We start from the raw sequence: 14405 nt of genomic DNA on the forward strand, positions 1-14405 counted from the left end.
GCCTTCCCCCTCTCTACCCGCTTCGCGGGGGAGGGGGACGACACCCTCGGTGCGGGGCGGCCCTTCCTCGGTGTCCCTGAGTTGGGGCATGCCCCGCGCAGAGATGCTTCGAGAGTTGCGGCCCCGCACTCCGCTTTCGTATCAACGCCCATGGACGACGCCATGACCACCGCACCCACCTCCGCCCCGGCCGCCAGCGATCCGCTGCTCGTGGTCAATGGCATCGAAGTCATCTACAACCATGTGATCCTGGTGCTCAAGGGCGTTTCGCTCCAGGTGCCGCGCGAGAGCATCGTGGCCATCCTGGGCGGCAACGGCGCGGGCAAGACCACGACGCTGCGCGCCATCTCCAACCTGCTCAAGGGCGAGCGCGGCGAGGTGACCAAGGGCACGATCGAGCTGGAGGGCGAACGTATCGAAAGCCTCACGCCCTCCGAGCTGGTGCAGCGCGGCGTGGTCCAGGTCATGGAGGGGCGGCACTGCTTCGCCCACCTGACCATCGAGGAAAACCTCATGACCGGCAGCTATACGCGCACCGACAAGGGCGAGATCGCGGCCAACCTCGAGAAGGTCTACAACTACTTTCCGCGCCTGAAGACGCGCCGCACCTCGCAGGCCGCCTACACCTCGGGCGGCGAGCAGCAGATGTGCGCCATCGGCCGCGCGCTGATGGCCAATCCGCGCATGGTGCTGCTGGACGAACCCTCGATGGGCCTGGCCCCGCAGATCGTCGAGGAGGTGTTCAACATCGTCCGCGACCTCAACAGCAAGGAAAAGGTCACCTTCCTGCTGGCCGAGCAGAACACCAACATGGCGCTCAAGTACTCGGACTACGGCTACATCATGGAAAGCGGCCGCATCGTCATGGACGGCGCAGCCTCGGACCTGGCCAGCAACGAGGACGTCAAGGAGTTCTACCTGGGCGTGGGCGGCGGCGAGCGCAAGAGTTTCAAGGACGTGAAAAGCTACAAGCGCAGAAAACGCTGGCTGGCCTGACCGGCGGACATTTCCCAGCCCCTGCCCCAGACCCTTCTTCCACAGGACTAGCCATGAGTGCCTTCTACGACGCGCTGGAGACGCGCACCCCTGACGAACGCGAAGCGGCGCTGCTGGCCGCCCTGCCCCGACAGATCGCCCATGCGCAGCAACAGTCGGCTGCCTTCGCCCGGATCCTGGACGGCGTCGACGCCGCGCAGATCACCAGCCGCGAGGCCCTGGCCCGCCTGCCGGTGACGCGCAAGTACGAGCTGCTGCAGCGCCAGGCCGAGCAGCGGCCCGCGCAGATCTTCGGCGGCTTCAACGCCATCGGCCTGGGCCAGCCCATGCCGCGCCTGTTCTGCAGCCCCGGCCCCATCTACGAGCCCGAGAGCCGCCGCCCCGACTACTGGCGCATGGCGCGCGCGCTGCATGCCTCTGGCTTTCGGCCCGGCGAGCTGGTGCACAACTGCTTCAGCTACCACTTCGTGCCCGCGGGCTCGATGATGGAAAGCGGCGCCCATGCGCTGGGCTGCACGGTGTTCGCAGGCGGCACGGGCCAGACCGAGCAGCAGGTGCAGGCCATGGCCGACCTGCGTCCCGCCGGCTACGTGGGCACGCCCAGCTTCCTCAAGATCATTGTGGAAAAGTCCGTGGAGATGGGCCTGCCCATCCCGTCCGTGACCAAGGCCATGGTCTCCGGAGAGGCCTTTCCGCCCTCGCTGCGCGACTGGCTGGCCGAGCGCGGCATCGCGGGCTACCAGTGCTACGCCACGGCCGACCTGGGCCTGATCGCCTACGAGACCGAGGCGCGCGAAGGCCTGGTGCTGGACGAGCAGGTCATCGTCGAGATCGTGCGCCCCGGCACGGGCGACCCCGTGGCGCCCGGCGAGGTGGGCGAACTGGTGATCACCACCTTCAACCCCGACTACCCGCTGATCCGCTTCGGCACGGGCGACCTCTCTGCCGTGCTGCCCGGCCAGTGCCCCACGGGCCGCACCAACGCACGCATCAAGGGCTGGATGGGACGCGCCGACCAGACCACCAAGGTGCGCGGCATGTTCGTGCACCCGGGCCAGATTGCCGACGTCGTGCGCCGCTTTCCGCAGGTGGGGCGCGCAAGGCTGGTGGTCACGGGCGAGATGGCCAATGACCAGATGCAGTTGCTGGTCGAAACCCGCGAGACCTCGCCGGGCCTGGCCCAGCAGCTGTCCGACGCGGTGCGCGAAGTGACCAAGCTGCGCGGCGACGTGCAGATGGTGCTGCCGGGCACGCTGCCCAATGACGGCAAGGTGATCGAAGACGCGAGGTCGTACAAGTAGCCACCGAGGCGCGGGGGACGGTGGCCGCGCCGCCGCGCAGCCGCGCAGCCGGCGCAATCCCTGAAAACATGACGCCTGTCAAGCCTCCAAGGGTTTGCACTAGATCAATGGCAAGGGAATCTGCTGCGGCGCAATAGAAACAATTCTTAAAATTCGTCTCCTCGTGCATTCGGTTTCTTTTGCGTGTTTGCCCTTTAGGGCGAAAACGCATCGCCCCCTATCATTTGCACGCCATTCACCTGGAGACACTATGAAAGCATTGTTCAAGATCGCAGCCATCGCCCTGGCAGCCGGCGCAGCCATTGGCGCTCATGCGCAGGACTATCCTGCCGCAGGCAAGACGATCACCCTCATCGTGCCGTTCACCGCAGGCGGCCCGACCGACAAGGTGGCCCGCGATCTGGCCGAGTCCATGCGCAAGCATCTGAACAATGCCACCATCGTGGTGGACAACGCCGACGGCGCCGGCAGCACCATCGGCACGGCCAAGGCTGCACGTGCCCGCCCTGACGGCTACACGCTGCTGATCAACCACATCGGCATGTCCACGATCCCGTCGCTGTACCGCAAGCTGTCGTTCAACGTGCTCAACGACTTCGAGTACGCCGGCATCATCAACGACGTGCCCATGACCCTGATCGGCCGCCCCAGCCTGCCGGCCAAGAACTTCGCCGAGGTCAAGGACTGGATCGGCAAGAACCAGGGCAAGGTCAACCTGGCCAATGCCGGCATCGGTTCCGCCTCCCACCTGTGCGGCCTGATGCTGCAGGCGGCCATGAAGACCGAAATGACGCCCGTGCCCTACAAGGGCGCCGCGCCGGCCATCGCCGACCTGATCGGCAACCAGGTCGACCTGCTGTGCGACCAGACCACCAACACCACGGGCCAGATCACGGCCAAGAAGGTCCAGGCCTATGCCGTGACCACGCCCAAGCGCCTGGTCATGCCCGCACTGAAGGACCTGCCGACGCTGGCCGAAGTGGGCGTGCCTGACTTCCAGGTCACCATCTGGCATGGCCTGTACGCGCCCAAGGGCACGCCGGCCGACGTCGTCAAGAAGGTCAACGAGGCCATGAAGGCCGCCCTCAAGGACCCCGAGTTCATCAAGCGCCAGGAAGCCCTGGGCGCCGTGATCGCCAGCGACGGCCGCATCGAACCCGAAGGCCACAAGAAGTTCGTCCAGGCCGAGATCGAGAAGTGGGGCAAGGTCATCAAGGCAGCCGGCACCTACGCCGACTGATCCCGAGGACCACCACCGCGACGGATTGCCCAGTTGCAACCACGATCAAGCCCGGCTTCGGCCGGGCTTTTTCGTTGGCGGGGACGGCGCGACAGCGGCGATGCAGGGTTCAGGGCGCCGGCCCGCGCAGCGCCATCACGGCCTGCCAGCTGCCGCCGCGCTGGCTTGCGTTGTAGAGGTTGCTCTGCGTGTTGCCGGGACCTTCGTAGTAGCTGCCGCGCATCAGGCATTGCGATCCCGAGGCCGTGCAGTGCACAAGCTCGACGCCGAACATCAGCGCCGGCCGGCCGCTGGCCCGGTCCAGCACCTGCTCGCCGCCCTTGCCCACGTCGCAGGCCGAAGCCGGCCGCACCTGGCTCTGGCCGCTGAGCAGGGCCAGCGTGCCGGCATCGGGGTCCAGCAGCGCCCAGCCCCGGCCGTTGCCTATGCAGTAGGCCGCCGCCTTGGGGCCGAGGTTGGAGGCGTTGTCCAGAAACAGCAGCGAATACACGGCCGCCGCCGCTCCCGGGGGCGCCTGCGGGCCGGTGGGCGCCTTGGGCCTGTCGGCGCAGGCGGCCAGCGCCAGCGTGGCGGCCAGCGCGCCCAGCCAGGGCAGGAATCGGGAGGAATGACGGAGGCGGTGCATGGAAGTCCTTTCTTTCTCGCAATCTGCGTGCGTGTTTAACACGGCGCGCGGCCCCTGCTGCGGCTCAGGCCGGGCCTTCGAGTTCGGCATGCCGCCGCTCGAACAGTTCAATGAGGTGGTCCGCCACGGCCCGCACCCGCCGCGACTGGGCAAGGTCGGCATGCATGGCAAGCCAGATCGGCTGGTCGGCGCCCAGCTGCGGCTCCACGCAGACCAGCCCCGCCTGCCGCGCCAGGAAATGCGGCAGCACGGCCAGGCCCAGGCCCGCCTGGGCCGCGGCCAGCTGCGCGGACAGGGTGTTGGTCTCCAGCCGGCAGGGACGCCCGCGCAGGGCGCGCGCCATCCAGCGTGCGGCGGGCAGGTGGGCATGGCTGTCGTCCCAGCCGATGAAGGCGTCGCCTTCGAAGAGGTCCGAGCCGCTCCGGCCAGCGCGGCCAGCAACATGGCCGGCCGATCCGTACAAGCCGAAACCCAGCGTTCCCAGGCGCCGGATCGTGACGTGGCCGGCCTCGGGCTGGGACATGCGCACGGCCAGGTCGGCATCGCGCCGGTGCAGGTTCAGCGTCTGCACGCCGCTGACCAGCTGCACGCGCAGCCCCGGATGGCGCGCGAACAACTGCGCCAGCGAGGGCACGATCAGCGGGTTGGCCAGGTTCTCCGCCGTGGCCAACCGCACCACGCCCGCGACCTGCGCCTGGCTGTGCGCGGCATCGCCCAGGGCCTGGGCCGCCTGCTCCAGCGTCTCGGCCGGGGCCAGCAGCGCCTGGCCGTCGGCCGTGAGCCGATAGCCGCTCTGGTGGCGGCTGAACAGCGGCATGGCCAGCGCGGACTCCAGCCGGTCCAGCCGGCGCGAGACCGTGGCCACGCCCAGCCCCAGCGCGGCCGAGGCGCCGTTCAGGCTGCCGGCGCGGGCAATGGCCAGGAAGATGCGGGCGTCGTCCCACTGCAATGAAGTGCTCCTTGGTTTTCCTGGAAAGCCCTTGCGGAGAGCCTTTGTGGAAATGTTTTCCGGAAATGGAAGATCGAAGCGCGATTTTGTCAGTAGGCAAGGCCGCTTCGGAAAACCATACTGGCCCCTTGTTTCAGCAAGAGGATATGCAATGCAACAACGCACACTTGGCCACGATCTGCAGGTGTCCGCCCTGGGCCTGGGCTGCATGGGCATGAGCGAGTTCTATGGTCCGCGCGACGACGCCCTGGCGCTGCAGGCGCTGGACCATGCCGTGAAGGCCGGCATCGACTTCCTGGACACGGCCGATGTCTACGGGCCGCACCACAACGAGGAGCTGATCGGCCGCTTCCTGGCATCGCGCCGCCCGCGCGTGAAGATCGCCACCAAGTTCGGCATCGTGCGCAAGGCCGGGGAGTACCGGCGCAGCATCGACAACAGCGCGCAGTACGCGCGGCAAAGCTGCGAGGACTCGCTGCAGCGCCTGGGCGTGGAGCGCATCGACCTGTACTACGTGCACCGCGTCGATGCCACGCGGCCCATCGAAGAGATCATGCAAGGGCTGGCGCGCCTGGTGCAGGAAGGCAAGATCGCCCGCATCGGCCTGTGCGAGGTCAGCGCAGCCACGCTGCGCCGCGCCCATGCCGTGCACCCGGTGGCGGCGGTGCAGACCGAGTATTCACTGTGGACGCGCGAGGTGGAGGACGAGGTGCTGCCCGCCTGCCGCGAGCTGGGCGTGGGGCTGGTGGCCTATTCGCCGCTGGGGCGCGGCTTTCTCACGGGACGCTTTCATGGCGGCACGGCCTTCGAGCAGGGCGATTTCCGCGCCAGCCTGCCGCGCTTTCAGCCCGGCAACATCGACACCAACCAGGCCCTGGTGGGTGCCGTATCGGCCCTGGCGCAGCGCAAGGGCAGCACGCCTGCGCAGATCGCCCTGGCCTGGCTGCTGGCCCAGGGGCCGGACGTGGTGCCCATTCCGGGCACCCGGCGCATCGCCCATCTGCAGGACAACCTGGGCGCGCTGTCCGTGGCACTGACGCCCGGCGAGCTGGACGAGCTGCGGCGCGCCAGCGACGAGCTGCCCGTGGCCGGGCAGCGCTATACGGAGGAAGGCATGAAGGGCATCAACGCCTGACGGGCCAGCGGGGGCCTCCGGCTTACCAGGTGACGTCGCTGTTCTCGGCGGCGCTGCGGCGCAGCATGTCGATCATGGGCGCAGCGCGCTGGCGCAGGCTGACGGCATCGCGTGCGCCCGGTGCGGCATTGTCCTGGTCGCCATCCTGCGCATCCTCTTCCTGGTTGGCCTTGCGGCGGGCATCGTCATCGGCCACGGCGGCTTCCAGCGCATCGATGGCGGCCGGGATCTGCTGGACGGTGATGATGCCGCTGGCGCCGGGCGTCTTGCCGACGATCTCCAGGACCTGGCGGCCGTTGGATTCGAGCATGATGACGTCGGCCGTGGCACGGGACTTGAACTTGTAGAGCATGGCTATCCTTTTTCTGTGTGGCGTGTCATGCACTCAGCGGTACATGTACTCGCGGTTGAAAGCATAGTCCGATTGGGCTCCCACCATGGACCCCGACTGCAGCCGTCCGTCGGGATGCGTGCACAGCATCTGGTGCAGGGCGATCCAGCCGCGCTCGAAGCCCATGGCGCAACCCGCCAGATAGAGCCGGTAGGCGCGCAGCACCTTGGCGGCACCTTCGGCATCGGCATGCTGCTCAAGGATACGCTGCGCCTGCGGCAGCTGGGCTTCCAGTGCGTCGGACCAGTTCCACAGCGTGCGTGCGTAGTGGGGCCGCAGGTTCTCCGTGTCCACCATTTCCAGCCCGCTGTGGCCCATGTCGTGCAGCACGCGGCTCACATGCATCAGCTCGCCGCCGGGGAAGATGTAGCGGTCGATGAACTCGCCCATGCCCGCGCCCAGCTGGGTGTTGTCCACGCCGCCCGCGGTGATGCCGTGGATCAGCGCCATGCCGCCCGGGCGCAGCAGGCGGTGCACGGTCTGGAAGTACTCGGGCAGCTGGGCCTGGCCCACATGCTCGAACATGCCCACCGAGCCTATCTTGTCGAAGGGCTGGCCGGGCGCCAGCGCGCGGTAGTCCAGCAGTTGCATGTCCACCCTGCCCTGCAGGCCGCGCTCGGCAATCAGCTGCTGCACATGGCGGTGCTGGTTGTGCGAGAGCGTGATGCCCGTGGCCGTGACGCCGTAATGCTCGGCCGCCCACAGCAGCAGCGCGCCCCAGCCCGCGCCGATGTCCAGGAAACGCTCGCCGGGCCGCAGGTCCAGCTTGCGGCAGATGTGGTCGAGCTTGGCCTCCTGGGCCTGGGCCAGCGTCATCTGCGGATCGCGGAAGTAGGCGCAGGAATAGACGCGGCGCGGGTCCAGCCACAGGCCGTAGAAGTCGTCGGAGATGTCGTAGTGGAACTGGATCTGCTGGGCGTCGCGCGCCAGCGTGTGCGCGGCCATGGAGCGCATGCGGGCCATGGCATGCACCCACCAGTGCGATGTGCCGCGCACCGGATCGGATTGCAGCAGGCTGGCGGCCACCGCCATCACGTCGCGCATGCGGCCATCGATGCGTACCAGCCCCTCCACGATGGCACTGCCCAGTGTCCCTATCTGCCCGGCCGCCAGGCTGGCCATGGCCGCCATGGACTGGAAATGCAGCACCACCTGCGCATCCGCAGGACCGGCGCGCTGGCCGGACGGCAGGATCACGGCCACGGGAACAGGGAGAGACGCCAGCCGCGCCTCGATGGAGCTCAGCACTTGTGTCATGGCGTTCATTTTTGACAGCAAGCCGCACTGCGTCAATCGCAGCCTGGGCTGTGCATGGCGGGGCATGGCGCCCCGCCACAGAAGGGGCGATCAGGCGATCAGCTGCCTGTAGTCGCGCCGTGTCTGGTCACTCACCGAAGCAAGCACTTGCTCGAAGGGCGTCTTGTGCCGTGCGACCAGCCGCAGGGATGCCACGGCGCGCGATTTGCAAAACCAATGACAGGTGTACTGCATGAGCAACAGCTCGGCCGTCATCATGAAGGCGCGCGCACGGCGTTCTTCCTCGGTGGCGCTGTCGGCCACGCGCACGGAGGCAATGCCGCGCGCATGCAGCTGCATGGCTTCGCGCAGATCGAAGCCGGACGACGGGAACAGCCGGTCCAGATAGGGCAGCGCCACGGGCAGCGTGCTCACGCGCGTGAGCTGCGGATCGGCCGAGGCCATTTCCTTGGCAAAGCGCTGGAACTGCTCGACCAGGCTGGTTTCGGTGTTGTCCAGCACGGTCCAGATCTGGGCGCGGCGCTGCTCGTCGTTCTCGCCCAGGGCGCGCAGATAGCCTTCGATCAGGCCGCCCATCAGCTTCTCTATCTGGAAACGCCCCAGATACTGGGCCAGCAGCAGGGTATGCCGGCGCTGCTCCTGCGTCTTGAGAAGGTAGATTGCGATGAAGACAATGATCGCCAGCGTGAAGAAGTCCATGAAAGCAGCAAGGGGGCCAAGGGTGCGTGAAGGCTTGAGTGTAGTCAGGCGCGGCCTGCCCGCGATTTTGGCGGGCATAGGCCTGCTGCTGGGCGGCTGTGCCAGCACGGGGGCCGGCGGCGACGGCCTGGGCTATTACTGGCAAAGCCTGCGCGGCCAGATACACCTGCTGCAGGCCAGCCGCCCCATTGACGACTGGCTGCAGGACGACAACCTGGCACCCGCGCTGCGCGAGCGCCTGCTTGCGGCCCAGCGCATGCGCAGCTTCGCCGTGCAACGGCTGGGCCTGCCCGACAACGCCAGCTACCGCCGCTACGCCGATCTGCAGCGGCCCTTTGCCGTGTGGAACGTGGTGGCCGCGCCGCCCGACAGCCTGGAGCTGCACCGCTGGTGCTTTCCCGTGGCCGGCTGCGTGGGCTACCGGGGCTACTTTTCCGAGGCAGACGCCGTGGCCCAGGCCCGGCTGCTGGCCGACCAGGGTCTGGAGTCCGGCAGCTACGGCGTGCCCGCCTATTCCACGCTGGGCTACCTGAACTGGCTGGGGGGCGATCCGCTGCTCAACACCTTCGTGGGCTGGGGCGAAGGCGAGTTCGCCGGCCTGCTGTTCCATGAGCTGGCCCACCAGGTGGTCTACGTGGCCGGCGATACCGCCTTCAACGAATCCTTTGCCACCACCGTGGAGCGCCTGGGCGCAACGCTGTGGCTGGCCACCGAGGCCGGCCCAGCCGCCCGCGCGCGCTGGGAGTCAAGCCAGCTGCGGCGTACGCAGTGGCGGGCACTGACCGGGCGCACGCGCCAGGCGCTGCAGCAGCTGTACCAGGACCCGCAGCGCGGCCCCGCCATGCAGCAGGCCAAGGCGCAGATCTACCAGCAGCTGCGCAGCGACTACGCTGCGCTGCGCGCGCAATGGCGCAGCGCCGATGCGGCCCTGCTGACCACCGATGCACAGCGCCAGCTCTACGACCGCAACCAGGCGCGGCTGGACCAGTGGGTGGCCGATGCCAACAACGCCAGCTTCGGCGCGCTGGCCGCCTATGACGACTGGGTGCCGGCCTTCACCGCGCTGTGGCACCAGGCCCAGGCCCAAGCAAAGACCCAAGCGCCGGCCCAGGCCCAGCCCGGCAACGAGGCAATCCAGGGCTGGCAGCGTTTCTATGCCGAGGTGCGGCAGCTGGCCGCCCTGCCCGCAGCGCAGCGCAACGCCAGGCTGTGCAGGCACATGCCGGCCGATGCGCCCCTGCCGTCTGCCTGCGCCCCGGCTCAGGCCGGGGCGTCGGAATCCGCGGACGGATCGCGCCCCGGCAACTGAATGCGTGCCAGCAGGCCGCTGGAGCTGCCAGGCGGTGGCGACTGCAGCTGCAGGCTGCCGCCGTGCTGGGCCACGATCATGGACACGATGGACAGGCCCAGGCCATAGCCCGGCGATGCCAGTTCGCGCACGGCGCCCTGGGGCAGGCGCAGATCGTCCACATGGCGCACATGGCGCTCGCGCGCGGTGCCCAGCGCCACGGCGTCCATGCCCGGCCCCTCGTCGCGCACCTGGACGGTATGGCTGTCGCAGACTTCGAGCAGCACCTCCGAGCCATCGCTGTAGCGCAGCGCGTTCTCCACCAGGTTGCGCAAGGCAATGGCCAGCGTGTCCACGTCGCCCGCCACCGGCCCGCAGGGCTGCTCGGGCAGCACCACATCCAGCCGCAGCTGGGTGGATTCGTCCTGCTGCCAGAACTCGGAGGCCACCATGCTGGCCAGCGTGTCCAGCCGCACATCGTCCTGCGCCAGCGCCGAGCCCGAGGCCGCGCGCGACAGCTGCAGCAGCTTTTCCGTGCGCTGGCTCAGCCGCTCCAGCGCCTCGTGCGCGGCCCGCACGTCGGCGTTGTCCACGCCACGGTCCAGGGCCGTCTGCAGGCGCAGCGTGGCCACGGCCAGCGGCGTGCGCAGCTCGTGGGCCGCATTGGCGGCCATGGAGCGCTCCACCTGCAGCGCATGCGACAGGCGCTGCATCAGGTGGTTGATGCCCCGGCCCAGCCGCCACAGCTCGCGCGGCATGGCGTCCAGGTCCAGCGGCTCCAGGTTGGAGCCGCCGCGCTCGCTCAGCTGCAGCTGCATGTCGCGCAGCACGCGCAGGCGCCGCCGCGCGGTCACGCGCAGCGCCCAGCCCATGAGGGCGAGCATGACCACCATCACCGAGCCCAGCGCCAGCAGCGCCCGCTGCAGCGCCTCGCTGCGCTCGACCATGGGATCGGCCAGCATCAGGAACAGCGGCTGCCGGGGATGGGCCACCACATAGATGCGCCAGCCCTCGCGCTCGTAGAAGCCCTCGCGCATGGGCACGGCAAAGGCCGCCACGGGGGCGGCCTGGGTGCGCAGCAGCACGTTGCCGCGGCCGTCCTGCAGCTGGTAGACCAGATCCTCGGCCTCGTCGCCCGGCTGCGAGGCCACATGCGGGCGCTGCACGCCCTCGCGCGAGTGGTCTTCCTGTTCCAGCTGGTGCACGGCCACCTCCAGCAGGCGGTGGCCGCTGTCGATCATTTCCTGGTCGAAGTTGTGGTGCACGATGTGGCTGACATACCAGGCCAGCGCCAGCACGCAGGCCAGCCAGACGGCGGCCAGGGCCAGTGTCAGCTCGCGGGCCAGCTGGTCGGCCAGACGGGGCGGCAGCGCCAGGCTGTAGCGCTGCGGCTCATCCATGCTCGAGGGCCAGGCGGTAGCCGGTGCCGCGCACGGTCAGGATGCGGTCGCGCCCGAGCTTGCGGCGCAGCCGGCTGATGAACACTTCCAGCGTGTTGCTGTCGGCCTCGGCATCGAAGCCGTAGAGCGCATCGAGCAGATGCTCGCGCGCGTGCACACGCTGCGGCTGGGCCGTGAGCACGCGCAGCAGCGCCCATTCCTTGGGCGTGAGCAGCAGGGTGCGGCCGGCGTCGCGCACCATTTCACGGGCCAGGTCGATCTCCAGCGTGCCCATGCGCAGCACGGCGTCCTGCCCGGCCTGCATGCCGCCGCCGCGCCGGCTCACGGCGCGCAGGCGGGCCAGCAGTTCCTCGGGGTCGTAGGGCTTGACCAGATAGTCGTCGGCCCCCGCATCCAGCCCGCGGATGCGATCGCTGACCTGGTCGCGGGCCGTCAGCACGATGGTGACGGGAGGCTGCGCCAGCCGGCGCAGCGTGGGCATGAGCGCCAGGCCGTCACCGTCGGCCAGGTGCAGGTCCAGCAGCACGGCCGCGTAGCTGGCACCGGCCAGGCAGGCGCGCGCCTGGGCCAGCGAGGGCACGCTGTCGATCAGAAAGGCCTTGGAGCGCAGATAGCTGCCCACCGCCTGGGCCAGGGCCTCATCGTCTTCGACCAGCAGGATTCGCATGGGAGGTTGGGCCTTCGCACATCAGGATGCGCACCGGATACGGACGGAACAAGCGTGGCGCAAGGGGGGGGCGGCAGGGGTTCAAGCTGAACGGAGTCTGAACGCGGGGTTCAGATGTTCTTAAGCTGCGAATTCTACGCTCGCGGCCATGTCAGAACGCCTGCTCGCCCGCCCCCCCTTTGCCGGCTCCTCCGGCACCGGCCAAGCCCCGGCCCCATCTTCTGCCCAGCCTGCCCAGGCGGCCCCCGCCAGCCTCGCGGCACGGCTGCGCACGGCCTGGACCGCACCGCGCTCGCCCCAGGCCGTGGCCCTGGTGCTGGCGCTGTGGCTGCTGGCCACCGCCAACTGGGCGCTGTGGCGGCGCCTGCCCCACCTGGAAGGCTATGACGGCAGCCTGGCCGCCCTGGTGCTGCGGCTGCTGCCCCTGGGCCTGGGCGGCCTGCTGCTGCTGCTGTCGCTGACGGCCTGGCCGCGCGGCATGAAGCCGCTGTGGATCGCCCTGCCCTGGATTGCCGGCGCGGCCCAGTACTTCATGACCGCCTACGGCACGGTGATGGACGGCGGCATGATCAACAACATCCTGCAGACCGACCTGCGCGAGAGCAGCGACCTGTTCAACCCCCAGCTGCTGCTGCAGCTGCTGCTGGTGGCCGGACTGCCCACGGCCTGGCTGCTGCGGCTGCGCGTCATCCGCCCGCGCCGCGGCATGCAGACCGTGCTGCGCACGCTGGCGCTGCTGGCCGCCTCGGTGCTGCTGCTGGCGGCCTCGGTCTTTGTCTCCTACCGCGAGCTGGCGCCCGTGGTCCGCAACAACCTGTGGATGCGCCACATGCTCAATCCGGTCAGCCCGGTGCTGGCCTCGCTGGACGCGGTGCTCAAGCCCATCCTGCGGCCCAAGCGCCCGTTTGCCAGCATTGCGGCCGGCGCCACGCTGGGGGCCACCTATGCGGCCGAGCGCAAGCCGCCGCTGTTCGTCATCGTCGTGGGCGAGACGGCGCGCGCCGCCAACTGGGGCCTGAACGGCTATGCGCGCGACACCACGCCCGAGCTGGCCAGGCGCCAGGTGCTCAACTGGAGCAACGTGACCTCCTGCGGCACCAGCACGCGCGAATCCGTGCCCTGCATGTTCTCGCACCTGGGCCGCACCGGCTTCTACAAGAGCAAGGTGGACTACGACAACCTCGTGGACGTGCTGTACAGCGCCGGCCTGGCCGTGCTGTGGCTGGACAACCAGGCCGGCTGCAAGGGAGTGTGCGACCGCATTCCCAACGCCAGCACCGCCGACCGCCTGGACACGCCCGACGGCAAGGCGCTGTGTTCCAGCGATGGAGAATGCCTGGACGGCATCCTGCTCAGCGGCATCGACGAACGCATCGCCGCCCTGCCGCGCGAGCGCCGCGAGCGCGGCGTGGTGCTGGTCATGCACCAGATGGGCAGCCACGGCCCGGCCTACTACAAGCGCTCCACGCCCGAGACCAAGGTCTTCCAGCCCGAATGCCTGACCAATGCGCTGTCCAGCTGCACGCGCGAGCAGGTGGTCAATGTCTACGACAACTCCATCCGCTACAACGACCATTTCCTGTCGCAGACCATCGACTGGCTGACGCGCCAGCAATCGCGCTACCAGACCGGCATGGTCTACATGTCCGACCACGGCGAGTCGCTGGGCGAGATGGGCATCTACCTGCACGGCATGCCCTACGCCATGGCGCCCGACGAGCAAAAGCACATTCCCATGATTGCCTGGCTGGGCAACCTGGGCGAGCGCACCGGCGTGTCCGAACGCTGCGTGCGCGGCCAGCTGGACGCGCCGCTGTCGCACGACAACCTCTACCACACCACCCTGGGCCTGCTGGACGTGACCAGCCCCACCTACCAGAAGCCCCTGGACGCGCTGGCCGGCTGCCGCAGTTGAGCCGCCCGCGCAGGCGGCTCAGCCCTGTTGCCAGAAGCCCCGGTGCGGCGCCAGCATCTCCTCCTGCAGCGCAGGCACGGGCCCCACGACCTGCACGCTGCGCTGCCCGCGCGCGAAGACCTCGCGGCAGGGCAGGGACAGCGTGGGATTTTCGGGATGGTCGCCCGTCAGCGCCAGCAGCGCCGTTTCCTCGGCGCCGTAGAGCACGCGGCCTATGCCGGCCCAGTAGATGGTTCCGGCGCACATGGCGCAGGGCTCGAAGGTGGTGACCAGGGTGCACTGCGCCAGGTAGGCGCCCGGATAGTTGGCGGCGGCCGTGCGCGCCAGCGTGGACTCGGCATGGTTCACCGTGTCGATGTTGCCCTGCTCGGCCAGCACGGTCTCGCCGTCGGGCGCCAGCAGCAGCGCGCCAAAGGGATGGCGGCCCATGGCCATGGCCCGCTCGGCCACGGCGCCTGCGCGGCGCAGCTGGCGGGCCGCCTGTTCGTCGGTCAGGGGCGTCATGGAAGGTGTCGTCGCGGGTGCGGGCGTCATGGCCGGAT

At 69.0% G+C, this 14405-nt stretch carries 14 protein-coding genes; 6 read left to right on the plus strand and 8 right to left on the minus strand.

The features are described from left to right. The first annotated feature begins 162 nt into the window (after positions 1–162). The 3 genes from AC5I49_RS19250 (at position 163) to AC5I49_RS19260 (ending at position 3537) form a co-directional block, all read left to right on the plus strand. Positions 163–996, plus strand: a complete 834-nt coding sequence (locus tag AC5I49_RS19250) for an ABC transporter ATP-binding protein (protein ID WP_016446597.1) — start codon at positions 163–165, stop codon at positions 994–996. A gap of 53 nt (positions 997–1049) precedes the next feature. After that, the gene (locus tag AC5I49_RS19255) at positions 1050–2297 is read left to right on the plus strand and encodes a phenylacetate--CoA ligase family protein (protein WP_016446598.1); all 1248 of its coding nucleotides are present in this window, start codon (positions 1050–1052) and stop codon (positions 2295–2297) included. 250 nt (positions 2298–2547) lie between these two features. Then, complete coding sequence (locus AC5I49_RS19260; protein ID WP_016446599.1) at positions 2548–3537, plus strand: tripartite tricarboxylate transporter substrate-binding protein; 990 nt, start codon at positions 2548–2550, stop codon at positions 3535–3537. Between the two features lie 109 nt (positions 3538–3646). On the opposite strand, the gene AC5I49_RS19265 is transcribed toward AC5I49_RS19260, so the two are convergent. Next, the gene (locus AC5I49_RS19265; RefSeq protein ID WP_016446600.1) at positions 3647–4162 is read right to left on the minus strand and encodes a hypothetical protein; all 516 of its coding nucleotides are present in this window, start codon (positions 4160–4162) and stop codon (positions 3647–3649) included. 64 nt (positions 4163–4226) lie between these two features. Then, entirely contained in the window at positions 4227–5111 is an 885-nt protein-coding gene (locus AC5I49_RS19270; RefSeq protein WP_016446601.1) for a LysR family transcriptional regulator, read from the minus strand. A gap of 151 nt (positions 5112–5262) precedes the next feature. On the opposite strand from AC5I49_RS19270, the gene AC5I49_RS19275 reads away from it, so the two are divergent. Next, positions 5263–6246, plus strand: coding sequence for an aldo/keto reductase (locus AC5I49_RS19275; RefSeq protein WP_495789748.1), 984 nt, complete (start codon positions 5263–5265; stop codon positions 6244–6246). A gap of 22 nt (positions 6247–6268) precedes the next feature. Here AC5I49_RS19275 and AC5I49_RS19280 read toward each other — a convergent pair whose 3' ends face one another. Genes AC5I49_RS19280 through AC5I49_RS19290 form a run of 3 tightly spaced genes read right to left on the minus strand, consistent with a single transcriptional unit; the run spans position 6269 to position 8593 of the window. After that, complete coding sequence (locus AC5I49_RS19280; RefSeq protein WP_016446603.1) at positions 6269–6598, minus strand: DUF1840 domain-containing protein; 330 nt, start codon at positions 6596–6598, stop codon at positions 6269–6271. Between the two features lie 33 nt (positions 6599–6631). Further along, positions 6632–7960: a class I SAM-dependent methyltransferase gene (locus tag AC5I49_RS19285; RefSeq protein ID WP_016446604.1), complete on the minus strand. Its 1329-nt coding sequence runs from the start codon at positions 7958–7960 to the stop codon at positions 6632–6634. Positions 7961–7984: 24 nt separating this feature from the next. Further along, positions 7985–8593: a hypothetical protein gene (locus tag AC5I49_RS19290; RefSeq protein ID WP_016446605.1), complete on the minus strand. Its 609-nt coding sequence runs from the start codon at positions 8591–8593 to the stop codon at positions 7985–7987. A 22-nt stretch (positions 8594–8615) separates the two neighbouring features. On the opposite strand from AC5I49_RS19290, the gene AC5I49_RS19295 reads away from it, so the two are divergent. Beyond that, positions 8616–9902 (plus strand): aminopeptidase, encoded by a 1287-nt coding sequence (locus tag AC5I49_RS19295; RefSeq protein WP_495789842.1) that lies wholly within the window; start codon positions 8616–8618, stop codon positions 9900–9902. Here AC5I49_RS19295 and AC5I49_RS19300 read toward each other — a convergent pair. Both AC5I49_RS19300 and AC5I49_RS19305 read right to left on the minus strand, forming a co-directional pair. Next, positions 9854–11281: an ATP-binding protein gene (locus tag AC5I49_RS19300; RefSeq protein ID WP_061287197.1), complete on the minus strand. Its 1428-nt coding sequence runs from the start codon at positions 11279–11281 to the stop codon at positions 9854–9856. The two genes, AC5I49_RS19295 and AC5I49_RS19300, sit on opposite strands and share 49 nt — an antisense overlap. Next, positions 11274–11948 carry a response regulator gene (locus AC5I49_RS19305; RefSeq protein WP_016446608.1) on the minus strand — a complete coding sequence of 225 codons (675 nt, stop codon included), beginning with the start codon at positions 11946–11948 and terminating at the stop codon, positions 11274–11276. Before AC5I49_RS19305 ends, AC5I49_RS19300 begins: the two co-directional genes overlap by 8 nt. A gap of 148 nt (positions 11949–12096) precedes the next feature. Here AC5I49_RS19305 and AC5I49_RS19310 point away from each other — a divergent pair, with 148 nt between their 5' ends. After that, complete coding sequence (locus AC5I49_RS19310; RefSeq protein WP_252651550.1) at positions 12097–13863, plus strand: phosphoethanolamine transferase; 1767 nt, start codon at positions 12097–12099, stop codon at positions 13861–13863. 18 nt (positions 13864–13881) lie between these two features. Here the strand turns inward: AC5I49_RS19310 and AC5I49_RS19315 are convergent, their stop codons facing one another. Beyond that, complete coding sequence (locus AC5I49_RS19315; RefSeq protein ID WP_126311247.1) at positions 13882–14397, minus strand: nucleoside deaminase; 516 nt, start codon at positions 14395–14397, stop codon at positions 13882–13884. Positions 14398–14405 lie beyond the last annotated feature (8 nt).

The sequence above is a fragment of the Delftia sp. genome (genome assembly GCF_059499305.1).